Annotated in this window: 22 protein-coding genes; 15 read left to right on the forward strand and 7 right to left on the reverse strand. The window is 48.3% G+C overall.

Going from position 1 to position 24,589, the window contains the following annotated elements; translation table 11 throughout:
- Positions 1-140 precede the first annotated feature (140 nt).
- From VB118_10545 to asnB, 3 genes are read right to left on the reverse strand one after another with little or no spacing between them, the layout of a single operon-like run.
- Positions 141-1,712 carry a putative ABC exporter domain-containing protein gene (locus VB118_10545; GenBank protein ID MEA4833036.1) on the reverse strand — a complete coding sequence of 524 codons (1,572 nt, stop codon included), beginning with the start codon at positions 1,710-1,712 and terminating at the stop codon, positions 141-143.
- Positions 1,713-1,716: 4 nt separating this feature from the next.
- On the reverse strand, positions 1,717-2,460 hold the full coding sequence (locus VB118_10550; protein MEA4833037.1) for an ABC transporter ATP-binding protein: 744 nt from the start codon (positions 2,458-2,460) through the stop codon (positions 1,717-1,719).
- Between the two features lie 39 nt (positions 2,461-2,499).
- Positions 2,500-4,422 carry an asparagine synthase (glutamine-hydrolyzing) gene (gene asnB / locus VB118_10555; GenBank protein MEA4833038.1) on the reverse strand — a complete coding sequence of 641 codons (1,923 nt, stop codon included), beginning with the start codon at positions 4,420-4,422 and terminating at the stop codon, positions 2,500-2,502.
- Between the two features lie 480 nt (positions 4,423-4,902).
- Between asnB and aroF the strand changes: the two genes are divergently transcribed.
- The 15 genes from aroF (at position 4,903) to VB118_10630 (ending at position 20,487) form a co-directional block, all read left to right on the forward strand.
- Positions 4,903-5,907 (forward strand): 3-deoxy-7-phosphoheptulonate synthase, encoded by a 1,005-nt coding sequence (gene aroF, locus VB118_10560; GenBank protein MEA4833039.1) that lies wholly within the window; start codon positions 4,903-4,905, stop codon positions 5,905-5,907.
- A complete protein-coding gene (locus VB118_10565; protein MEA4833040.1) occupies positions 5,904-6,737 on the forward strand; it encodes a prephenate dehydrogenase in 834 nt (277 codons plus the stop codon). Before aroF ends, VB118_10565 begins: the two co-directional genes overlap by 4 nt.
- Positions 6,734-7,792, forward strand: a complete 1,059-nt coding sequence (gene aroB / locus VB118_10570; protein ID MEA4833041.1) for a 3-dehydroquinate synthase — start codon at positions 6,734-6,736, stop codon at positions 7,790-7,792. Before VB118_10565 ends, aroB begins: the two co-directional genes overlap by 4 nt.
- 4 nt (positions 7,793-7,796) lie before the next feature.
- A complete protein-coding gene (gene aroA / locus VB118_10575) occupies positions 7,797-9,071 on the forward strand; it encodes a 3-phosphoshikimate 1-carboxyvinyltransferase (protein MEA4833042.1) in 1,275 nt (424 codons plus the stop codon).
- Positions 9,068-10,156 carry a chorismate synthase gene (gene aroC, locus VB118_10580; GenBank protein MEA4833043.1) on the forward strand — a complete coding sequence of 363 codons (1,089 nt, stop codon included), beginning with the start codon at positions 9,068-9,070 and terminating at the stop codon, positions 10,154-10,156. Before aroA ends, aroC begins: the two co-directional genes overlap by 4 nt.
- A gap of 57 nt (positions 10,157-10,213) precedes the next feature.
- On the forward strand, positions 10,214-11,356 hold the full coding sequence (locus VB118_10585) for a prephenate dehydratase domain-containing protein (protein MEA4833044.1): 1,143 nt from the start codon (positions 10,214-10,216) through the stop codon (positions 11,354-11,356).
- Position 11,357: 1 nt separating this feature from the next.
- Entirely contained in the window at positions 11,358-12,578 is a 1,221-nt protein-coding gene (locus VB118_10590; GenBank protein ID MEA4833045.1) for a shikimate kinase, read from the forward strand.
- Entirely contained in the window at positions 12,575-13,018 is a 444-nt protein-coding gene (aroQ, locus tag VB118_10595; GenBank protein ID MEA4833046.1) for a type II 3-dehydroquinate dehydratase, read from the forward strand. The genes VB118_10590 and aroQ overlap by 4 nt, the downstream gene beginning before the upstream one ends.
- A 366-nt stretch (positions 13,019-13,384) precedes the next feature.
- Positions 13,385-15,046, forward strand: a complete 1,662-nt coding sequence (ilvB, locus tag VB118_10600) for a biosynthetic-type acetolactate synthase large subunit (GenBank protein ID MEA4833047.1) — start codon at positions 13,385-13,387, stop codon at positions 15,044-15,046.
- Positions 15,047-15,151: 105 nt separating this feature from the next.
- Entirely contained in the window at positions 15,152-15,700 is a 549-nt protein-coding gene (ilvN, locus tag VB118_10605; GenBank protein ID MEA4833048.1) for an acetolactate synthase small subunit, read from the forward strand.
- The gene (ilvC, locus tag VB118_10610; protein ID MEA4833049.1) at positions 15,681-16,691 is read left to right on the forward strand and encodes a ketol-acid reductoisomerase; all 1,011 of its coding nucleotides are present in this window, start codon (positions 15,681-15,683) and stop codon (positions 16,689-16,691) included. The genes ilvN and ilvC overlap by 20 nt, the downstream gene beginning before the upstream one ends.
- A 2-nt stretch (positions 16,692-16,693) precedes the next feature.
- Positions 16,694-18,343: a dihydroxy-acid dehydratase gene (ilvD, locus tag VB118_10615; protein MEA4833050.1), complete on the forward strand. Its 1,650-nt coding sequence runs from the start codon at positions 16,694-16,696 to the stop codon at positions 18,341-18,343.
- Between the two features lie 11 nt (positions 18,344-18,354).
- The gene (ilvA, locus tag VB118_10620; GenBank protein MEA4833051.1) at positions 18,355-19,551 is read left to right on the forward strand and encodes a threonine ammonia-lyase; all 1,197 of its coding nucleotides are present in this window, start codon (positions 18,355-18,357) and stop codon (positions 19,549-19,551) included.
- 80 nt (positions 19,552-19,631) lie between these two features.
- Positions 19,632-20,048 (forward strand): RidA family protein, encoded by a 417-nt coding sequence (locus tag VB118_10625; protein MEA4833052.1) that lies wholly within the window; start codon positions 19,632-19,634, stop codon positions 20,046-20,048.
- Complete coding sequence (locus tag VB118_10630; protein ID MEA4833053.1) at positions 20,029-20,487, forward strand: hypothetical protein; 459 nt, start codon at positions 20,029-20,031, stop codon at positions 20,485-20,487. The genes VB118_10625 and VB118_10630 overlap by 20 nt, the downstream gene beginning before the upstream one ends.
- 47 nt (positions 20,488-20,534) lie before the next feature.
- Here VB118_10630 and VB118_10635 read toward each other — a convergent pair whose 3' ends face one another.
- The 4 genes from VB118_10635 to leuC all read right to left on the reverse strand — a co-directional run bounded on the left by VB118_10635 (position 20,535) and on the right by leuC (position 24,589).
- Positions 20,535-21,545, reverse strand: a complete 1,011-nt coding sequence (locus VB118_10635) for a helix-turn-helix domain-containing protein (GenBank protein MEA4833054.1) — start codon at positions 21,543-21,545, stop codon at positions 20,535-20,537.
- 196 nt (positions 21,546-21,741) lie between these two features.
- Positions 21,742-22,824, reverse strand: coding sequence for a 3-isopropylmalate dehydrogenase (leuB, locus tag VB118_10640; protein MEA4833055.1), 1,083 nt, complete (start codon positions 22,822-22,824; stop codon positions 21,742-21,744).
- Positions 22,821-23,324 (reverse strand): 3-isopropylmalate dehydratase small subunit, encoded by a 504-nt coding sequence (leuD, locus tag VB118_10645; protein MEA4833056.1) that lies wholly within the window; start codon positions 23,322-23,324, stop codon positions 22,821-22,823. The genes leuB and leuD overlap by 4 nt, the downstream gene beginning before the upstream one ends.
- Positions 23,325-23,326: 2 nt before the next feature.
- Positions 23,327-24,589, reverse strand: coding sequence for a 3-isopropylmalate dehydratase large subunit (leuC, locus tag VB118_10650; protein ID MEA4833057.1), 1,263 nt, complete (start codon positions 24,587-24,589; stop codon positions 23,327-23,329).

The raw sequence follows: 24,589 nt of genomic DNA on the forward strand, positions 1-24,589 counted from the left end.
ATAATTGCCGGAAACGCTTAATGCGCCTCCGGCAATTATTCTCTGTTATTTCCCTAAAAGAAAATTATCGTAAATTCAAAACTTTTACATAGCGAGTAAAATTATCCCCGGCTTGTAAAGGAGCGACACTCCTTATTTTCCTATCCGTTTATTTCCGCGTATTGAAGCATATCGCGGCATAAGAACATAACGCCGAGCGCAATCGGAAAGTTAATAAGCGATATCGCGGCAAATGAAGTCACCGTGGCTGAAACTATCACAACGCTGAGTGATGAAAGCACAATGGCAAGAATAATGCCGGGCGCCGCTATGGCAAGCATCATAAAAATTTTGAACATCATCATTCCTACCGCGCCTGTTCCCGATCCGAAGACGCGGGAAGCGAGGATCGAACAGGCAATAAAGATAAAAGAAAACGATATGCGGGCGACAATACAAGACAATGCTTCCACCGGTGAAAGACCAAGTATGACAGAAACCGGTATATATACGACGACGGCTTCCACCACTGCTCCCAGCAGGCTGTCGCGAATTGCGCAGAGCAGCTTTTTAAAGGGCGGCTCCGGCACGAGGTATATATACGGCTTCGACAATTCCTTCTGAAATCTTCCGCTGAAAGCGGAAAAGATCTGCATATAGGTGGAGAAAGAAAATACGGCGATTATGCCCTGTTCCTTCATAATGACGGCGAATATTATTGTCACAACGGCAAATATAAGGGTAACAGAATCAAGGATAAACACGCGTCCGCGCCGGTTTTCAAGCTTGTGTTTATAGTAAAATGCCTCTGCGCCCTCTCCCGATCCAATGCCTGTTTTGCCGAGCTTTATATTTCGGGGAACAGCTTCTCCGATCATTCCCTCTTTTTTTGCGAGTATGGCGTTCTGCATGTTTTCCGCCGTACTGATTACATCTTCATAATAATCGCTTTGCGCGGTTGAAAAGACTGCCAACGCTCCGACAATAAAAATTACAGTCGCTCCGACTCCCGCGATCACCGCATAAACAGACGAAGCCAAGACACCGAAAACGGCTCCGGCAAGCCACCCTGAAACCGGGAAGAGATATGCGTATATGCTTCCTCCCCATGTTCCAAGTCCGGTGAGGGGAGACGAAGGATTGCTTAAAAGCGTTATTATTCCGTAAGCGGCATATAACGCGAGAAGTGAATATATAACAATTTGTATTTTACGGCGCAGTTTATCATCGGAGGAGGTCATGGCGTAAATAGTCATGGCGCAAAGCTGACCGACGAATACCGTAGCCGAATAGCAAAGCAGTATTGCAATCAACTGTATTGGCGTTATACCATATACGTTATGCATCCAGGCATATTGATATATGATAAATAATCCGAGCAAAAGGGATGTTCCCATCTGCTGGACAAGACCGTAAAACAAAACGCTGCGATTTTTTATCGGAGCGGTAAAAACCAGATTTACATCCGGCATTGTGAAAATCCCGCCGCCTCTGCCAAAGCCGTTTTTAATAAGTAAATAAAAGATCAGAGTACATACAACCGCCACTCCGGCTCCGAGCTCACGCATATCGCGCGGGCTTTCCCCGTTTTCCCTTGATGTCGGCATTACAATTACCATAACCATTAATGCGATCATTATTATGGCGTATATCAGCTTCTTAGGATTTCGCAGTATTTCCAGCAATTTATTTTTGAATCTTGTAACTACAAGATAAAACAAAGCGTCTTTCACTTCGTCACCCCGTTACTGTTCCGTCGTTTCGCGCGGCGGAACCGGTGCCTTCGGTTATCTGAAAATAAAGCTCTTCCAAAGAAATTTCATGATCTTTGTCCGCGCCCGCCTCTGAATTGACTCGCAGCGCGGCAATCCTGCCTTTTAACATGATATGAGTCACGTCCCAGTAATTCTCAACACTGTCGATCATATGAGTCGATATTAAAATAGTGGCGCCGTCGGATTTTAACTCCTTGAAAACCTGTTTGAGCTCTTTTATGGCGTGCGGATCCAGTCCGACCATCGGCTCGTCGAAAATTATGACGCGCGGACGATGGGTCAGAGCGCAGCATATGGACAGCTTTTGCTGCATGCCCTTCGAAAGCTCCTTGCCGAGTTTGTCCTTTTTATCTGAAAGCTCAAATCTGTCCAATAATGAAGCGGAATAACCGCCGTCATCCGGCATTCTGTATGCGCGTTTTATAAACTCGATATGCTCCGACACTGTCAGAAGATCGTAAATGGCGGGCATTTCCGGTATGTAACCGAGAAGACGTTTTGCTTCAAGAGTTTTATTGCCGAAACCGTTTACCGAGATGCTGCCATTAAAGCGCAAAAGACCGGCAATGCATTTAATAAGCGTCGACTTTCCAGCGCCGTTCGGGCCGAGCAAAATTCCTATCTGTCCGTCATTCAGATGGAAATTCAAATTGTCATTGGCAAGTGTTTTGCCGTAATATTTTGAAATGTTGTTTACCTGAAGCATCTGATTAAATTATTCCTTTCGTGTTGTTTCGTTTTCTGTTTAAGTTGGTATTTTTACCAGCCGGCTTTCCGCGTCATTCCCGGCTTTTTTATACGCTTCGTCCGAAATATAAAGCTTATACCAGGTTTTAAAGACGAGGATCGTCCATATTTTTCGATAATTATCCTTTGTTCCGTCCCTATGCTTGTCGAGCATTTTCAAAGCCTCTGACTTGACGATGTATTCGTCGCCATACGGGCTTTCGAGTATTTCACGCGCCCAGCCGTAAAGCTCGTTACGGAGCCATTTTCTTACGGGAACCGGATATCCGAGCTTCGGACGCATAAAGGTCTCTTCGTCGATCAAATCGCGGAACGCGTATCTTAGAATATATTTGGTTGTATTTCTCTTAAGCTTTTCGTTCTCGCACAGCGATGATGCAACGCGGAAAACCTCACGGTCAAGAAACGGCACTCTTACCTCAAGCGCGTGCGCCATAGCCAGCCGGTCGCTTTTTACAAGAATGTCTCCGCGCATCCAGGTATACATATCTATGTACTGCATTTCCGACATCGGCGGCAGCGAAGCGGCATGGGCGGCTTCATAATACGGACGCGTCAGCTGAGAAAACCGTACATTTTCATCATAAGTCTTTAAAAATGATCGCTTTTGCTCCTCGGTGAATATAAACGCATTTCCGACGTAACGATCTTCAATCGGCGTTGTTCCGCGAATCAGAAGCTGCTTGCCTTTGACGTTTTCCGGCAGAGAATCGGCAAGAAATTTTAAAAATTTCTTCAAAAAGCCGGGCAGCGAATAAATCCTGCGCGACCATTTCTGCTCCGCGTAGACTCTGTATCCTCCGAACAGCTCATCCGCTCCCTCACCGGAAAGAACGACCTTCAGGTGCTTTGACGCTTCGCGGCAGATCAGATATATCGCCACCGTGCTCGGATCGGCCACCGGGGAATCAAGATGGTATACGACATCCTCAAATGCGTCTTTGAAGTCCTCCACATCCGCCACGAGCTTTATGTGCTCGACATCAAGATGGCGCGCGATTTTTGCCGCGTCTTCAATTTCCGAATATTCCTTTACGCCAAAGGCGACCGTAAAGGCTTTTATTCCGGGATTGAGCTTGCTTGATATGGCTGTAATAATGGCAGAATCAATTCCGCTTGACAGGAATGTGCCAACGGGAACGTCGCTGATCATATGGTATTTAACGGAGGTCTCGAGGATATCCCTGAGTTCGTCCGCTTTATATTCGAAGCTTTTTGATTTGTCAGGCCTGAACATCGGGTCAAAATAACGCGTTATTGAAAGCTTTTGCGCTTCGGGTTTTGAGGAATCGTATACAAGATATGACGCCGCCGGAAGCGATTTTATTCCGCCGAGGGTGTCCGGCTCCGGAACAAACTGAAATGTGAAATAATGCTGCAGCAGAGCGCTGTCTATCTTATAGCCCGAAAAAGCGGGGGCATAACGAAATATCTTCGCTTCGCTTCCGAAGGTGATACCGGACGAGGATTCATTATAAAATAGCGGCTTTATACCGAACATGTCGCGTCCTAAAAATATCCGGTCGGTCTTCGTCTCGTAAAAGCACAGCGCGAACATTCCGCGCAGCTTTGTGATAAATGAATCGCCCTCTTCTGCGTAAAGCGTCAATATTACTTCAATTTCGGAATTAGTGCGGAAAGAACGCCCCTTTGCGGAAAGCTCTGTTCTTAATTCGCGGTAATTATATATTTCACCGTTGAAAACGCCCCAAATCCCGTCGCTTTCAAGGAAAAACGGCTGAGTGCCGCCGGCGAGGTCGATTATAGACAGCCTTCTGAAAGCGAAAGCGATCTTATCAAGCATAACACATTCATTTTCATCAGGACCGCGGTATGAAATCGTTTCTGACATTTTTTCCAAAGCTGTTTCTTCAGCGCCACCGAGTCCGTTATTATTAAATATACCTGCAAAACCGCACAAATTTACATTCCTCCGTATATAATTATACGGGACAGTATATCATAAAAGTTAAATAATTGCAATATATCATACTTTCGGTCTTCGGGCGCTTTCAGTAAAGATTTCCAAAGTAAATTTCATTGTGGATTTTACTTTTGGAATTACCCGTTTTTTTATTTAATTGAATTCAAAAAAATTATTGACAAGCGATAAACCGTATGTTATACTGCCCTTATTAGTTATTGCGGCGCAATTGCCGCAGCATATACTATAATGACGGATGCATTTATAAAATTGATGTCATTACAAAATAGCAAGCGGAGAAAACGCATTATTATGAAGAAGCTCAATATGGCAACTGTATACTTTTATTACTTCTTTTGGGACAACCGAAAGAAGTGATTTGTACTGCCATAAGATAGATTCTAATAATGATTGAAAAGAATCGCGGCTGTGCAGAATCACTGCACAGCCGATTTTTATTTCTGAAAGGAGAAAGAAATGATTGCAGTATTGAAAAACGGAACCACAAAGGAACAGATGGAAAGCCTTTGCCAGTGGTTCAAAGGAATGGGTCTCTCAACATATATCTCTCAGGGAGAATTTCACACAATTATAGGCTTGATCGGAGATACCAGCAAGGTGGACATCGGTTTACTTGAAAGCCTTTCAATTATTGATACGGTCAAACGCATCAGCGAACCGTTCAAAAAAGCAAACCGCAAATTTCATGAGGATCCCTCCGTGATTGATATAGCGGGTGTAAAGATCGGCGGCGGTAACTTTCAGATAATAGCCGGTCCCTGCTCCGTAGAGTCACGGGAACAAATTCTCCAGATTGCAAACAGAGTAAAAAGCGCAGGCGCAGGCCTTTTGCGCGGCGGTGCCTTCAAACCGCGCACTTCGCCGTATGATTTTCAGGGGCTTCACGCGGAAGGGATCGACCTGCTTCTTGAAGCGAAAAAAGAAACCGGGCTGCCTATTGTTTCAGAGATAATGAACATCAACGATCTTGAGCTTTTCGAAAACGTTGATGTAGTACAGGTCGGCGCGCGGAATATGCAGAATTTCGATCTGCTTAAAGCGCTTGGCAGGACAAAAAAGCCTGTTTTAATTAAACGCGGCCTCGCAAATACGCTCAAGGAGCTTCTTATGAGTGCGGAATATGTAATGGCAGGCGGAAATGAAAACATCATTCTGTGTGAGAGAGGCATCCGTACATTTGAAACCTATACCAGAAACACTCTGGATTTGTCCGCGGTCGTGGCTCTTCATGAGCTGACGCATCTTCCGGTTGTCGTCGATCCGAGCCATGCGACAGGCATTTCGCGTTTTGTGGAAACAATGGCGGTCGCCGCGGCCGCGGCCGGCGCGGACGGATTGATGATTGAGGTGCATAACGATCCCGAACACGCGTTATGCGACGGAGCGCAGTCCGTCACTCCGGATCAGTTCGATCACATAGCATGTAAGGTACGAAAAGTGAGGGAGGCACTGGCAGAATGACAATCGGTATTGTTGGGCTCGGTCTGATAGGAGGCTCTCTTGCGAAAGCATACAAGAAAGCGGGCGCGGCGGTTTTCGGTTATGATATTGACGGCTCCATTCAGGAATTCGCCGGCATATCCGGAGCGATTGACGGTGTGCTGACGTCAGAAAAACTTATTTCCTGCGACCTGATCATGATAGCGGTTTCGCCGAAATCAGCCGCGGTCTGGCTTGATAAAAACGCGGGGTTTATTTCAAAATCCGCGCTTGTAATGGACTGCTGCGGGACAAAGAGAAGGATTTGCGAGGTTGGATTCCAATTGGCGGTGAAATTTGGCTTTGAATTCGCGGGCGGTCATCCTATGGCGGGTACGCATCGCCGGGGATTCAAAAACAGCAGTGAGAATATGTTTAAAGGCGCCTGTATGGTCGTCGTACCGCGTACATTTGAAGACATTGATCTGCTTGAACGCATCAAGCGAGCCGTAATGCCTGCCGGCTTTGCTTCGGTTTCCGTTACGACCGCGGAAAAGCATGACAAGCTTATCGCCTTTACCTCTCAGCTTGCGCATATTGTATCAAATGCGTATATAAAAAGCCCGACCGCACTCGAACACAAAGGCTTTTCCGCCGGTTCATATCAGGATCTTACGCGTGTCGCATGGCTCAACCCGGGCATGTGGACTGAATTATTCTATGAAAACAAAGATAATCTGCTGAATGAGATGGATATTATAATCGCGTCTCTCAATGAGTATCGAAATGCGCTTGCTTCAGATGACACGGATACAATGTGCAGGCTTTTAGATGAAGGACGTAAAAAGAAAGAAGAGGTCGACGGAAAATGAAAATAATTTCTGTCAAAACGCCCTCTAAAAAATATGAAGTCAGAATCGAAAAAAAACTTTTACTCTATGCCGGAACATTTGCCGCAGAGGTCCGTGTACCGGGTAAAGCCGTGATCGTCACCGACAGCAATGTAAATTTGCTTTATTCCGATATGCTCGACACTTCTCTCCGGAAGGCAGGTTTTGAACCGGTAAAATATGTTTTTACTGCCGGAGAACAGTTCAAAAATGCAGTGACATATATCGGTTTGTTAAATTTCATGGCTGAAAGCAGGCTGACCCGCACGGACACCGTTTTTGCCTTGGGTGGCGGCGTCACGGGAGATCTCGCGGGCTTTGCCGCCGCGACATATATGCGCGGGATTGGTTTGATCCAGATACCGACCACGCTTTTGGCAGATGTGGATTCGTCCGTCGGAGGGAAAACGGCGATCGATCTTGACGAAGGGAAAAACCTCGCCGGCGCTTTCTATCAGCCGGATATGGTAATCTGCGACCCTGAGACCTTGTCCACTCTCCCGAAAAACGAGCTTTCAAACGGATATTCCGAGGTCATAAAATACGGAATCATACGCGACGCGGCTCTTATCACATCGCTCGGAGATTTTACGGGCGACACATCTGAAGATATCATTGCGCGCTGCGTTGAAATAAAGCGTGATATCGTCTGCGCTGACGAACGTGAAGCGGGAGAACGTCAGATATTGAATTTCGGTCATACCTTTGGCCACGCTGTGGAAAAATGCAGCGGATATATGATTCCTCACGGAAACGCGGTCGCAATCGGCATGATGGTTATAACTAAAGCTTGTGTAAAAAAAGGGCTTTGTCCCGTGTCCTGCCTTGATGAAACAGAAAACTCATTGAGACGATACGGCCTTCCGCTTACGACCGAATATGATACGGAATCGCTTTTTGCGGCTGTACTTTCCGATAAAAAAAGGAGTTCAGACCGGTTGACGCTTGTTATTCCGCGGGATATTGGAGTATGCGAGCTTAAAAGCGTTTCGCTTTTGGAAGCAAAGGAATTTCTGCGGCTTGGATTGGAGCGGTAAAACCATGACTATAACCATAGAGCCCAAAGCTTTGAGCGGAAATGTTTCCGCCATATCCTCTAAATCCCATGTACACAGACTGCTTATATGCGCCGGACTGGGCACAAAGGAGCTGTTTTTGCCATGCGAAGCTGTTTCTCAGGATATAAATGCCACCATCCGATGCTTGAATTCGCTCGGATCGGATATACGAATAGAAGACGGTGGAATACGTATTATTCCTGTTTCCCGGAATATAACAGACAGAGTTCTTGATTGCGGAGAAAGCGGATCCACTTATCGGTTTATCGCTCCGATTGTCTGCGCGCTCAGTCGCAAAGCGCGGTTTAGTCTATCGGGAAAGCTTCCTGAAAGACCGATGGACGCTCTGTGGGCGGCGCTTGAGGAGCATGAAGCAAAAATTTGCGGAAAAGGCACAGCTTGTCCCGTTGTTTCCGGCCCGCTTATACCCGGAAGATACATGATACCGGGCGATGTCTCTTCTCAGTTCATAAGCGGGCTGCTTTTTGCTCTGCCGATACTTTCCGGCGAAAGTGAGATAATTATAGAGGGTAAAATACAGTCTCTCGGATATATAAAGCTGACACTTGCGGTATTGGATGATTTTTCGATAAAAGTATTTCCGACAGAATACGGTTTCAGGATTCCAGGGGGGCAGACATACCGAACGCCTGACATAATTAAGCCGGAAGGCGATTGGTCTAATTCCGCGTTATGGCTTTGCGCGGCCGCCGCGGCAGGGCGCGGAATTACCGTATCCGGCTTGCTGCCCGAAAGCTGTCAGGGAGACAGGGCGGTTTGCGATATTCTCAGGCATTTCGGAGCAGGGATAAGCCGGGATGGCAATTTGGTATCCGTTTTCCCCGGGCATCTGAACGGCATTCGAATAGACGCGGCCGACATTCCCGATCTCGTCCCTGCCCTGGCCGTTGCAGCCGCAGCCGCAAACGGGACGACTGTAATTGAAAACGTCAGCCGCCTCAGGTTAAAGGAAAGCGACCGCGTCAATTCTGTGTGCGATACGTTGAAAAAGCTCGGCGGTAATGCCGAAGCGGATGATAATACTATATTAATTCGCGGTAGAGGCTTTCTATCCGGGGGAAAAGTTGATTCCTTCGGCGATCACAGAATTGTCATGATGGCCGCTGCCGCGTCGGTAATATGCAAAGACAGCGTTATAATCACCGGAGCGGAGGTCGTTCGCAAATCATATCCAGAATTTTTCAAGGACTTTACTGTTCTCGGCGGATGTGTAAAGGAAGGGGAGAAGAAAGCATGAGCTCATTCTGGGGCAACAATATTCATATCTCAATATTCGGGCAGTCGCATTCTGAGGCGATTGGCGTCGTGATAGACGGTCTGCCCTCCGGTCTGCGTATAAACACAGAGGAATTACAGACTTTCATGCTGCGTCGCGCGCCGGGTCGGAGCAGTATGACCACGGCGAGGACGGAAACGGATGAAGTCGAATTTGTTTCCGGGCTTGTCGGCGATAAAACCTGCGGAGCGCCTTTGTGCGCGATGATCCGGAACACGAACATACGCCGGGAGGATTATTCCGGGCTTTCCGACTTGCCGCGCCCGGGGCACGCGGATTTTACGGCTCAGATGAAATATCACGGGTATCAGGATATTTCCGGCGGCGGTCACTTTTCCGGAAGGCTTACCGCTCCGCTGTGTGCGGCGGGCGGCATATGCCTTCAGCTGCTTGCCTTGAACAATATATATGTCGGCGCGCATATTGAACGGATTGCGGATGTCGCCGACCGGCGCTTTGACCCGGTTAATGTATCGCTGTCCGATTTCGGCGGCATATTAAAGCTGCCGCTTGCCGTTATAGACAAAGCATCCGGCGAAGCAATGGCGGAACGCATCAATGAAGCGAGAAACGCGGGCGATTCGGTCGGAGGCGTGATTGAATGCGCTGTCATCGGCTTGCCGGCCGGTATAGGCGATCCTATGTTTGACGGTATGGAAAACCGCATCGCTTCGGTCGTGTTTGGTATTCCGGCAGTTAAAGGCATCGAATTCGGCAACGGCTTTGTCTGCGCCGCTCTACGTGGCAGCGAAAACAACGATCCTTTCATTACAGACGGCGATACCGTCCGAACAAAGACCAACAATCACGGCGGGATTCTCGGCGGAATCACATCCGGTATGCCTCTGATATTCCGGACTGCAATCAAGCCGACACCATCGATTGCGATAACTCAGCAGACGGTGAGTCTGAAGGAAATGACAGAAAAAGAGCTGAATATTCACGGCAGACACGATCCGTGCATCATACCGCGCGCGGTGCCTTGTATCGAAGCGGCGGCGGCATTGGCGGTTTGCGACGCATGGCTTGCCGGCAATCATTATTGAATAAGCAATAGAAGATTCTTGACGGTAATTATTAACAAATATTTGAGGAGAAAATATATGGAACTCGATGAAATGCGTGTTGAAATAAACAAAATCGACAGTCAGCTCGCGGAACTTATGGCAAAACGTATGAAGACTGTGGAAAGCATCGCAAAATTTAAGGCTCAGAAAAACATCCCCATTTATGATCCGCAGCGGGAACGTGAAAAGCTGGCGTCGCTTGCCGAACAGGTCGGCGGCGAGCTTGCGTCAGTGACTGATACGATGTTTTCGGTTATCTTTGATTTAAGCCGTTCCGCTCAGAATAAAATCATTTCGGGCGAGTCTCCGATTGGGAATCAAATCCGTAAGGCGCTTGCGGAAACGGAAAAGCAATTTCCGGTTCGTCCGCTTATAGCCTGTCAGGGCGTGGAGGGATCGTATTCTCAGCTTGCATGTACGAAAATATTCCCGGCGGGAAACATCATGTATTTCAACACGTTTGACAGTGTATTTTCTGCTGTGGAAAAGGGGCTGTGCCAATACGGCATTTTGCCTTTGGAAAACAGCACTGCCGGCTCCGTAAACCGTATTTACGACCTGATGATGGAGCACGACTGCTATATAGTGCGCAGCAGCCGGGTCAAGGTTGATCACTGCCTGCTGGTCAATAAAGGCACAAAACTCAAAGATATAAGAGAAATTTATTCACATGAACAGGCGATTGCCCAATGTCAGGATTTTCTGCAAAGCCTTAAAAATGTAAAGATAATTCCATGTGAAAATACCGCCGCCGCTTCTAAATCAGTTCAGGAATCCGGACGGAACGACATTGCGGCGCTTTCTTCGCTTTACTGCGCCCAGCTTTACGGTCTTGAATGTCTGATTGATTCCGTTCAGGATAAGGGCAGCAACTTTACACGATTCATCTGCATTTCCAAAAAACTCGAAATTTATCCGGGGGCGAACCGGACGAGTCTGATGGCCGTGCTGCCAAACCGGCGGGGCTCGCTTTACCGAGTGCTGTCGCGTTTCAACACGCTCGGCATAAACCTCATAAAGCTGGAAAGCCGTCCGCTCGTAAACAGTGATTTTGATTTCATGTTCTATTTCGACCTCGATACTTCTGTTTATTCTGATGAATTCCTTCGTGTGTTCACCGATCTTGAGGGTGCGGTCACAAGACTTAAATATCTCGGCAGCTATACCGAATTGGTGTGATATGGAACGCTTCGGCTTGATAGGGAGAAAGCTCGGACACAGCTTTTCTCCCGATATACACAGCATGGTCGGTGGATATGAATACAAATTATACCCACTGGAACCGGAAGAGCTTGCGCTGTTTTTGCGTGATACAGAGCTTGATGGTATCAATGTGACAATTCCATACAAGAAGGATGTCATTCCGATGTGCCGTGAGCTTTCTCCGCGCGCAAAGACTATAGGAAGCGTAAATACCATGCTCAGAATGACGGACGGAAGCTGGTTCGGCGATAATACAGATTATTATGGTTTTGTATACCTGCTCGGGCGGGACGCGGAAACGCTTAAGGATAAAAAAGCATTGGTACTCGGCAGCGGAGGAGCTTCGCAGACAGTTTGTGCCGTGTTCAGGGAGCTTGGCGTTTCTCACACGGTAATTTCAAGAACCGGAGAAAACAACTACGGTAATTTATCCCTTCATTCGGACGCGGAAATAATCGTCAACACAACTCCGGTCGGTATGTACCCGAATAACGGAGAATCGCCGGTCAACCTCGGCCGGTTTCCGCGCTGCCGCCTAGTTATTGATCTGATTTACAATCCGACCAAAACAGCTCTGCTGCTTCAGGCGGAAGAACTGGGAATCACCGCGCGCAACGGGCTTGCCATGCTGGCCGCACAGGGAGTGAAGGCCGGAGAGCTGTTTCTGGGGAAAAAATCGAATGAAAATCTGACGGAGGAGATAATCGAATGCATCCGGCGTAAAACGGAGAGCATCGTGCTCATCGGAATGCCTGGCTGCGGAAAAACAACGGTGGCGCAGTATCTGTCGGAGATAACCGGGCGAAAAGCAGTCGATACGGATATGCTTATTTATGAGCAGACAGGCATCAGAATACCTGAGATTTTCAGCCGGTATGGAGAAAAGCATTTTCGCGAATTGGAAACAGAAGCCCTGCGTGAGGTGTCAAAGGAAAGCGGCTTGATAATTGCCGCCGGCGGAGGCGTCGTGACTGTCCCGGAGAACAGAGCGCTTATCCGTCAGAACAGCATCTGCGTGTTCCTCGACTCGGATCCGTCAAGACTGGATGTTACGGACAGACCGATATCTCAGACTAAGGGCATAAAAAAGCTTCTGGAAGAACGTATGCCTCTTTACCGCTCATGGAGCGACAGAATTTATAAGAATGAAAATTCACATGAAACCGCGATAAAAATCAAGGAGGACATGAAGCTTTGAAACTGCTGGTGATCAACGGACCCAATCTGAATATGCTCGGAATCCGCGAGCCGGGTATTTACGGAAACAGAACTCTCGCCGACCTTACGGCGTTGATAAGAGAATATTGCGGAAAAAAAGGTATTGAAACGGATTTTTTCTGTTCAAATCATGAGGGAACGATTGTCGACAAAATTCAGGAGGCATACGGATGCCGTGACGGGATCATCATAAATCCCGCGGCATATACGCATACGAGCATCGCAATACCGGACGCCATCAGGGCGGTGGGCATTCCATGCGTAGAGGTTCATTTATCCGATATTCAATCAAGAGAAGAATTCAGGCGCATATCTTTTACTTCCGAAGCGTGCATCGCAACGATAACCGGAAAACATTTTCAAGGGTATTTAGAAGCTGTCGACATACTTGAAAAACATATTCTGAATGGTGGCAGATAACTCTTGTAAGAACAAATCTCTTCTTACAAGCATCAAATATAAACATTATGTGAATTTTAAAAATATGTGTTGACAATTTAAAAATCGTACTGTATACTATCAGCATATAAGATACCGTGGCGGCATTTATTAAATTTATAACCTTGTCCGCCTTAGGAGATACCTATGTACACATTCACCGTCAGCGTAATAGTAGTCGTCCTTATTAGCATTATCGTAATTACCGATAATGCTTATTGGCGTTGCGCTGACAAGGTGAGAAAGTAGAAGAAAAACTCTTTCAAGGGCCTGCAGCAGAAACGCTGCAGGCCCTTTCTTTTTCTTCAGTGTTTATTTGGCGCGGCAATAACAAACGGAGGCAACATTATGACTTTAACCGGCGCACAAATCCTTGTGGAAGAACTCATCCGGCACGGCACCGACACCGTGTTCGGATATCCGGGAGGAGCGGTCCTGGATATTTACGACGAGCTGTATAAAAATGCTAAGCGGCTCAGGCACATTATTGCCGCTCATGAACAGGGCGCGGCTCATGCCGCGGACGGATATGCGAGAGTATCAGACAAACCCGGCGTTGTGATCGCCACCAGCGGCCCGGGCGCGACTAATCTTGTCACCGGCATCGCGAACGCATATCTCGATTCCGTCCCCTTAATCGCGATTACCGGAAATGTAGCCGTGCCTCTCCTTGGGAAGGACAGCTTTCAGGAGGTCGATGTTGTCGGTATCACACAACTGATCGTTAAGCATAACTTCATCGTTCGCGAGGTTAATGAGCTTGAATCGGTCATTACGGAGGCTTTCGCGCTGGCGATGTCCGGGCGGCGCGGTCCAGTGCTGATAGATATACCGAAAAGCGTCCAGAAAGCCCGTTGCGAGTATTCCGGAAACTGCCGTTCTTTCTATGCGCCGCGGCAGATCAAACCGGAGCTTGATCAAGCGTTCGAAGCAATCAAGAGCTGCCGCAGACCGTATATTTACTGCGGAGGAGGCGTGATCGCGGCTCATGCGGAGAAAGAAGTGCTGAAGCTGTCAGAAAGGCTTTCCGCTCCGATAGGACTGAGCATGATGGGTCTGACCGCCATTCCGAATTCCTATCCGCTTAATCTCGGCATGTGCGGTATGCACGGCAAATATGCCTCCAGCGTTGCGCAGTCGGAGGCGGATCTGATGATCGCGGTGGGAGTGCGCTTCAGCGACAGAGCTACCGGAAATCTTGAGGAATACACAAAAAAATGCACTGTGGTTCATATCGATATCGACGAAGCGGAGCTCGGCAAGAATATACCCTCGATTATCGAGGTATGCGGAGACGCGAAGCAAATCCTTTCCCGACTCTTAGACGAACTTCCGAAAAAAGAAAACACCGAATGGACAAAATCGATCCTTGAATGGAAGAAAAAAGACGTTTGTGACGATCTCACAAGCTTTACGCCAGGCAACATCATCGGATGTGTCAAGGAATTCTGCAAACCCGATACCGTAGTCGCAACCGACGTAGGACAGCATCAGATGTGGGTCATGCAATATTATCCCTTTGAAAAGCCGCGTACATTATTGACTTCCGGCGGGCTTGGAACAATGGGATACGGTCTTGGCGCGGCGATCGGCGGCTGCGTCGCGTCATCAGGGGCTGAAACCGTATTATTTACGGGAGACGGCAGCTTTGGGATGAACCTTAACGAGCTGGCGACCGCGGTTTCACAAAGACTGCCTATATTGATCATACTGATGAACAACGGAGTTCTCGGAATGGTGCGTCAATGGCAGGATATGTTTTACGAAAAACGGTACTCGTCGACAACGCTGGGAAGAAAAACAGATTTTGTCGCTCTTGCAAAGGCGTTTGGCGCGGATGGATGCACGGTTGATTCCCTGCACGCTCTTCGCGGAGTTCTTGAATCGGGAATTCCGCATGACGGCCCGTTCTTGGTGGAATGCAAAATTGATATGGACGCGAAAGTGTTTCCGATGATACCGCCCGGAGGCTCCGTCAAGGAAATCCGGCTTGGAGGGGAGGACAGATAAGTCTCTATAAATTCAGCTTCGAAGTTAAAGTGCTTTTTGCGCTAAAATATTATTATAAGGACAGATTTATTCATCATTTTTGATTAATAAATTATGGTAATAAAAATGATAGAAAGGTTTACCGTAGGACTGATAGTGAACAACCGGCACGGCGTTTTAAACCGGATTGCCGGGCTGTACGGGAAAAGAGGATACAACATCGACAGTCTTTCCGTCGGAGAAACGGAGGACCCACGATATTCAAGGATGACTATTGTATCAAGCGGAGACATATATATACAAACGCAGGTGATACGTCAGCTTAATAAGCTATATGACGTAAAGTCCGCCGTAATCCTGGATAAATCAGGATCCATATCCGTGGAGCATCTGCTTATAAAGCTGAAAATAAACGGAAACGGCAACAACGGGATAACGGCGCTGATCAATGAATACGGCGGTAAGGTTCTGCATCTCTGCGACCAGTTCATTATCGCTGATATTACCGGAAGCCCCGAAAGAATACAGGCTTTCATCGACCAAAGCAAATCACTTGGGATCTACGAGCTTTGCCGTTCGGGCGCGCTTGCTTTATCTACGGATATCAAAAACACACTTCAAATAACTTATGAAACAAAACAAGGAGAAAACGAAGATGGCACAGATGTATTATGAAAAAGATTGCAATCCCATGGCTTTAAGCGGAAAAACGATCGCGGTAATAGGATATGGAAGTCAGGGACACGCTCACGCGCAAAACCTGCGAGACAGCGGAATGAACATCATTGTCGGCCTGTATGAGGGCTCCAAAAGCGCCGAACGCGCAAAGGAAGACGGATTCACAGTTCTGAACACGGATGAAGCGGTACAAAAAGCCGATGTTGTCATGATGCTCGTCAACGACGAAAAAATGGCGGCAATTTACACGGAAAAGGTCGCTCCATATCTCAGAAAAGGCATGACCTTATGTTTTGCGCACGGATTCAACATCCATTTCAAGCAAATTGTTCCTCCGGACTATGTAAATGTCATTATGATCGCGCCAAAAGGACCAGGTCATACCGTCCGCAGTCAATATACGGAAGGCAAAGGCGTGCCATGCCTGATCGCCGTCTATCAGGATTATGACGGAAAGGCACATGAGCTTGCGCTTGCATATGCAATGGGAATCGGCGGCGCCCGTGCCGGCGTTCTTGAAACCACCTTTAAGGAGGAGACCGAAACGGATCTTTTCGGAGAACAATGCGTGCTTTGCGGAGGCGTTTCCGCTTTGATGAAAGCCGGGTTTGAAACTCTTGTCGAAGCGGGATATCAACCGGAAAGCGCGTATTTCGAATGCGTGCATGAAATGAAGCTTATCATCGACCTTGTTAATAAGGGCGGCCTCTCCTTTATGCGCTATTCGATAAGCGATACGGCAGAATACGGAGATTATTGTGTCGGCGACCGGATCATAACGGACGACACCAAAGCGGAAATGCGGCGTGTGCTCGGGGAGATCCGGGACGGGACATTCGCGAAAAACTGGCTTGATGAAAACAAAACCGGACGGCCCAATTTTACTGCCCGGCGTCAGAAAGAAGCTGAGCATCCGGTTGAAAAGGTCGGCGCCGAGCTTCGGAAGAAGATGAGTTGGCAGCCGAAGAATGATGAAAAGAAGGCGTGAACATGACAAACAGACTTCGGCTTGACGAGCCGTTACAAGCACCGAAGCGCGCTCTGATGCGGGCGATGGGCTATACTCCGGAGCAGATGCGTAAGCCGCTGATCGGAATAGCATGCGCTTTCAATGAAGTCGCTCCCGGCCATATACATCTCGAATCCGTCGCCCGGGCGGTGAAGGAGGGCGTTCTTATGGCCGGCGGTACTCCGATGGAATTCAATACCATCGGAGTATGCGACGGAATTGCGATGGGACACATTGGGATGAAATATTCTCTTCCGTCACGCGAGCTTATCGCGGACAGCATTGAATGCATGGTCATGGCGCATAATTTTGACGGAATCGTCTTTATCCCCAACTGTGACAAAACCGTGCCGGGAATGCTGCTTGCCGCGGCGCGTCTGAACCGTCCGTGCGTTTTTGTCTCCGGCGGTCCCATGCTGTCTGTTGACGGAACTGATCTCAACACGGTTTTTGAGGCGTTGGGAGCATTTCACTCCGGAAAAATGGACGAAAAAACGCTTGATGAGCTGGAATGCCGCGCCTGTCCCGGCTGCGGTTCATGTTCGGGTATGTTTACTGCCAATTCGATGAATTGCCTTTGTGAGGCTCTCGGAATTGCGCTTCCCGGCAACGGTACGATACCGGCTGTTTATTCAGACAGGCTGATCCTCGCAAAGCAGGCAGGTCAGACGGTAATGCGCGCGGTCGAAAAGGGGCTTTTGCCTTCGGATATACTTACTCCCGCCGCCATAAAAAACGCGCTTACCACGGATATGGCGCTCGGATGCTCAACTAATTCGGTTTTACATCTTTTTGCGCTTGCGCATGAGCTTGGTATCGATGTCGATCTCAACATGGTAAACGAGATCAGCGACCGCACACCGAATCTGTGCCGCCTCGCTCCCGCGGGAAAACACCATATGCAGGATCTGTGGCTTGCCGGAGGAGTTTATGGTGTAATGCGCGAGCTGATGGATGCCGGACTTCTGGACGGAAGCGCGGTTACTGCATCAGGGATCGCACTTAAAGCCGCTGTTTACGCCGCATCCGGCAACATCGATCACAACGTGATCCGTCCGGCGGAAAACCCGTATTCGCAGAGCGGCGGAATCGCTGTTCTTTTCGGAAATCTTGCGCCGAACGGCTCTGTCGTAAAGAGAAGCGCCGTAAAAGAGTCCATGTTAAAATTTACAGGTACGGCGAAAACCTTTGACAGCGAGGAGGCCGCCATTGAAGCTATTTACGGCGGGAAGATCAAATCAGGTGATGTGGTGGTTATACGATATGAAGGCCCCGCGGGAGGACCGGGCATGCGCGAGATGCTTTCTCCCACATCCGCTATAATGGGAATGGGGCTTGACGAAACCGTGGCGCTTCTTACCGACGGACGTTTTTCCGGCGCGACACGCGGCGCGGCTGTAGGACATATCTCTCCGGAGGCCGCCGCGGGAGGTCCGATCGCTCTTGTGCGCGACGGAGACCAGATCAGAATTGACATTCCCGATCACAAGCTTGAGCTCATGGTATCAGATCAAAAACTTGAGGAAAGAAGAAAAGAACATACTGTATGTCCGCGGCAGGCTCTGAATGGATATTTAAAACGATATCGCGAGCATGTGTCATCCGCCGACAAAGGCGCAGTAATTATCTGACGAGGGAGAAAATGCTTACACTTGACAGTGTGCGGCAGGCGGGATCAGTTCTGTCCGGAGTCGCAAGAAAAACAGATATTATTCATTCAAGCGGGCTGGCACGGGACATGATGCTTTATCTGAAAACGGAAAATCTTCAGAGAACAGGTTCGTTCAAGCTCAGGGGCGCATACTATAAAATGTCGCTTTTTTCGGAAGAAGAAAGAAAAAAAGGCGTTGTAGCCTGTTCCGCGGGCAACCATGCCCAGGGCGTTGCTCTCGCCGCTCAGCAGTTCGGCATCCGGGCGACGATTTTCCTGCCGGGTTCCGCGCCGCTTTCAAAAATAGAAGCCACCCGGAGCTACGGGGCGGAAATCAGGTTGTCAGATGGCGTATATGACGACGCATACACGGAAGCGTTAAAATACAGCCGTGAAACCGGCGCAATGTTCCTGCATCCCTTCGATGACGAGGATGTCATAGCCGGACAGGGAACCATTGGTCTTGAGATTCTCGATCAGCTGCCCGATGTTGAAGCGGTTATAGTGCCTATCGGAGGCGGGGGTCTTATTTCCGGCGTCGCTTTTGCCGTAAAATCCTTAAATCCATCGTGCAAGGTATACGGCGTGCAGGCGGCGGGTGCCGACAGCATGTGCAGGTCGTTTTGTTGTAAGCAGCGGGATTCTTTGAAAACGGTTATGACGTTCGCGGACGGAATCGCGGTCAAAACTCCCGGAAATCTGACTTACAGCCTGTGCTGTGATTATGTTGACGATATAGTCACGGTATCGGATGACGAAACGGCCACCGCGATTTTATCTCTGATGGAAAAACAAAAGCTGGTTTCCGAAGGCGCCGGAGCCGTCGCAGTCGCGGCTGCCATGTTTAATAAACTGCCTTTGTCAGGCAAAAAGGTCTGCGCCTTGATATCCGGCGGAAATATTGACGTCAACATTCTTTCCAGAGTCATCAACAGAGGCTTGTTAAACTCAGGCCGTCTTACGAATCTGACCATAGAGCTGATAGACAAGCCCGGTCAGCTGAAGGCCGTGTCCGCCTTGATCGCGGAAGAAGGCGCAAATGTAATCAGGGTTCAGTATACCCCCGGTGGGGAAAATATGGACATAAACGGATGCTTCCTGAACATATCAATGGAAACAAGAAATCACGAGCATTTACAAAGCATTCGTCTGGCGCTTCAAAATCACGGATTCAAGCTGTGCAAATAATAGATCGAATTTTACAGAGAAGGAGTAATTTAATTATCATGCTTTTTGATGATTAAATCATGTTCTTAAATATGAGAAAAATTAATATTATCAATACTACAGAAGCTCCAAAGCCGGTCGGTCCTTACTCGCAGGCTGTTAAAGCGGAAGGCTTTTTGTTCTGCTCCGGACAAATAGCGATCAATCCGGAAACCGGCGAGTTCAACGATAAAGATGTTTCCGTTCAGACAGAACAGGTATGCAAAAATATCGGCGCTGTCCTTCGCGCCTCCGGGCTCAGCTTTGACGATGTTGTAAAAACGACCTGCTTTCTGATCAACGGCGAAGATTTCGCACCTTTCAACTCAGTTTATGCCAAATATTTCACATCAAGCCCGGCACGCTCGTGTGTCTTTGTTAAAGGGCTGCCTAAAAACGCTCTCGTGGAAATAGAGACGGTCGCGATTTGCCGGAAATCAGAAGAGGAGGTAATTAATAATGCACAAAGAGAAAAATGATCTGCCGCTGCTTTTGCTTGACAATTCAACAATGAACGTTCTCAGCACAGGGTGGTTCCGCATTGATAAAATGTCATTTGAAGACGCGAAATATCTGATCGAATCCTATGATTCTAAGGATATTCTCTGCTGCTATTCGGACCGGGTGATCGACACGGTCATTCACGATTATCTTGGCATTGAAAAAAGGGATTTTACCTTCAAAAAAATACGTAAAATGCGTCCCGGGCAGATGGCGATTGTGTTCAAGTTTTATACTGAAGGCTCCGCATCTCAGCCTGTCATAGAGCCGGAACCCGGAATCCAGGCCAAAAAAATCCAGAATGTCTATATTTATTGCGAATGCATATCAAATGTTGACTCGGTGATTCAATCGCTTATCGAAAGCGTCAAGGGAAAGAATCAACCGAACTTTCCGGGAGATTTATTAAAAGGCTGAACATAAACGGCAAAAAAGCGCGGCAGACTGCCGCGTTTTTCTTGTGGTTATAATTTTGCTTTGAGTTTTTCGATCTCTTGCTTAGGCCATTCGACAGTCTCTCCTTCGATGGTATTATAATCTGAACGGAGGACGTCAAGAATACATTGCCAGGAATCGATAGCCTTCTGATATTGACCCAGCTTTGCATATAGGAAAGCAAGTGAATATACTGCTGATAAATCTCGTGGAGCTTTTACGGCTTTGAATGAGTTATCAAAGCATACTATCGCCTTTTCGTATTCGTTTATCCGGTTGAAGCGTTCTCCGATTTCATATTGAGCTTTGTGGTTTGTTGAGTCAATGCCGCTCCAAATTGTTACTGCCTTGTTGAGGTTACCCTCTGCGAATGCAATGTCGCCTCTGAAAATATCCGGCAGACAAGCGGAATACTCATCATCGGTTTTCATCAGATTTATTATTTCCTCCGCTCTGTCAAAATATCGCATTTCAATCATCGCATCGATAAGCCTTTCACAAAGCCTCGTATTTGCAGGATATTTCCTTGCATACGGCTCACAGACGCGGATGAACCAGTCATTTCCGCTTCGTGCAGAATAATTGTCTCCACCGCGCGCCTGTCGGTACATCGTAAATATTTCCGGGTCAAGCGGAGCAAGCGGCATTGCTTTTTCAAGCATACTGGCAGCAGGATTGGGCCTTGACAAATAAAGCCGTGCATAACGCTTTAGTGCGCCTACATCTTTTTCATTGTTACGTAAAATCGAATCAAGAGTGCGTTTTGCATAAGTGAAATTTTCGTCAGTCAGCTTTTCGTGTTCGAGCATATAGTCAATACGTTCCAGCTCATCATCTGTATTTACTGAAAACAAATCGTCTATCCGCACGCCAAAAAACATTGCGAGCTTTGGAAGCAGTGATATATCAGGCATTGTGGTATCGGTTTCCCATTTTGAAACAGCTTGAAAGGATACACCGACATATTCGGCAAGCTCTTCCTGTGTGGCGCCTTTTTCTGTCCGCAGCTTTTTTATTGCCGCGCCAAGCTTTATTTCCATATTAATTTCTCCGTAAAAATGCATTATCAGCTGATGCATTCATTATACTTGGCAACGTTTTATAATACAATAACCGCGTTTTTTATATCACTCGCCTGACAGGTGAAATTGTAATAAAAATTCTCTGCCAGCTAAACATAAAACAGCCGCCTCCTGATACAAATTCCGAAGACGGCTGAAATTCAATTATATATGTTCATCCGCATATCCTGCTCAGAATCGCTTCTGTCATCTCTCTTGTCGACAAAAAAGCATCTCCGGCGCTGTCTGTCAGATCCTTTGTCCGTGCACCATCGCGTATCGCCCGCTCCGCCGCGTCCTCAATCTGTTTCGCCTCTTCATCAAGAGAAAAGGAGTGGCGCAGCAGCATGGCGGCGGAAAGAATCGAAGCGACCGGATTCGCGATATTTTTACCGGCAATGTCCGGAGCTGATCCGTGGATAGGCTCATACAGACCGAAAGTCCCGTCGCCGACAGATGCGGAGGGTATAAGCCCGATAGAACCGGTTATGGCGGAAGCTTCGTCTGTAAGAATATCTCCGAACAGATTGCTCAACACGACCACGTCAAAATCCGATGGATTGCTGACAAGCTGCATTGCCGCGTTATCGACATACAAATCCCGATACCTGACATCAGGATAACGCTCCGCCAAACCGTGCATGACCTCGCGCCACAGACGCGAGCTTTCCAATACGTTTGCCTTGTCGACACTGACAAGATTCCTGCGCCGGACGGCGGCAAGCTCGAAGGCCTTACAGCCTATGCGAATTACTTCATCCTCGGAATAACATTCGGTATCATATGCGCAAACTGATCCTACCGAAGATTTCATCCGTCCGCGTTCACCGAAATATATTCCGCCCGTAAGCTCACGCACAAATATGATATCTATTCCCTTTTCCGTTATGCTCCCGCGAAGCGGAGACGCCCCGGCAAGCGAGGGCATAAGCCTGGCCGGACGGATATTGGCGTAAAGCCCAAGCTGTGACCGAAGCCCGAGAATCGCACGCTCCGGACGGAGATCCCCGGGCAGACCGTCCCACTTCGGGCCGCCCACAGCTCCGAGAAGCACCGCGTCGTTTTCGCGGCATATGCGGACGGTTTCATCAGGAAGCGGAATGCCGTAAGCGTCGATCGCAGCGCCTCCGGCAAGCGCATAGGCATAGGTAAAAGTATGTCCGTATAATTCGCCGACGCGGTTTAAAACCGCAACCGACGAAGTAATTACCTCAGGCCCGATTCCGTCTCCCGGAATAACGGCGATTCTGCAGTTCATACTTTCGCCTCCCAGACAAGCTCCTCGGCCATATTCATAAGTCCCCCGGAATTAATAATTTTTTGCAGAAAATCCGGAAAGGGCTGAATTATATACCGCTTGTCTTTTGTCAGATTTTTCAGAACACCGTTGTCCAAGTCGACAATAAATTCGTCATGTTCGGAGCTTTCAATAACGGCTTCCGGGCATTCGACAATCGGAAGCCCGATATTTATGGCATTTCGGAAAAATATTCGCGCAAAATCCTTTGCGATTACACACGCCGCTCCGCTTGCCTTGATCGCAATCGGCGCGTGTTCTCTGGAAGAACCGCAGCCAAAATTGCCGCCCGCGACAATGATACTGCCTGTTTTCAACTTTTCATGGAAACAGGGATCGATATCCTCCATGCAGTGCTTCGCAAGCTCGTTTTCATCCGCGGTATTTAAATATCTGGCCGGAATGATAACGTCCGTGTCTATGTTGTCTCCATACTTAATTATTCGTTCCCGTATCAGCATTGTCATTTATCTCCTTTGTCAGGCAGCACTATTTTCCCCGCGATTGCGGAAGCGGCCGCGACGGCAGGTCCGGAAAGCCATACCTCGCTGCCTGTATGCCCCATGCGTCCTACGAAATTGCGGTTTGTGGTCGATATAGCGCGTTCTCCGTCCGCGAGAATTCCCATATGCCCTCCGAGACACGGTCCGCATGTCGGCGTGGAGACCACGCAGCCGGCGCGGATGAATGTATCTATCATACCGCTGTTTAATGCCTCGAGATAAATCCGCTGTGTCGCGGGAATGATTATAGTGCGACAGCGCGGATGAACCTTTTTTCCCTTCAGTATTTTCGCGGCTACTGCAAGATCGGAAAGTCTCCCGTTGGTGCAGGAGCCGATGACCGCCTGATCAATTCTGACCTCTCCAAGCGTATCTGCGGGAACCACGTTATCCGGTGAGTGCGGCATGGCCACCATAGGTTTGATATCGGCAAGATTTAGCTCATAGGTCTCTTCATAATCCGGCATTCCGCCGACCGAGCAGGGAACGGTTTCATTGCCCTTTTCCATTTCGTAATTCTCTGTTATTTCATCAGTTTCAAAGATCCCGTTTTTCGCTCCAGCCTCGATTGCCATGTTTGCGATGGTGAATCGGTCATCGATCGAGAGAGAGGAAAGCCCATCTCCGCAGAATTCCATGGATTTATAGCGCGCGCCTCCCACGCCGATTCTTGCGAGAATATACAGAATCACGTCTTTTCCGCCGACCCATTCCGAAAGACTGTTTTTAATCACAAAGCAGATCGCCGGAGGAACGCGCAGCCATGTTTTTCCGGTGACCATAGCAAAAGCCATATCGGTTGATCCCATTCCTGTGGAAAACGCGCCCAGAGCGCCGTAGGTACAGGTGTGCGAATCGGCGCCGACAATCAGGCTCCCGCTCCGTGCAAGCCCTTTTTCGGGAAGCAGCGCATGCTCTATTCCCGTTTCTCCGGCGTCAAAAAAATGACAGATCTTCTGTTCATCTGCAAACTCCCGCACCTCTTTGCATTGCTTTGCGGAAGCAATGTCCTTGCAGGGAACGAAATGGTCGAGAACCAAGGCAACCTTTTCCTTGTTAAAAACCTGCCGGAATCCATGCTTTTTGAATTCACGGATGGCTACCGGAGAGGTAATGTCGTTACCCATAACGAGATCTACATCGGCAAGAACGATCTCTCCGGTATGAACAGGCTGACCCCCGCAATGAGCGGAAATAATTTTTTGCGTCATTGTCATTGACAT

The organism is Oscillospiraceae bacterium, from assembly GCA_034925865.1.
GTDB lineage: Bacteria > Bacillota > Clostridia > Oscillospirales > SIG627 > SIG704.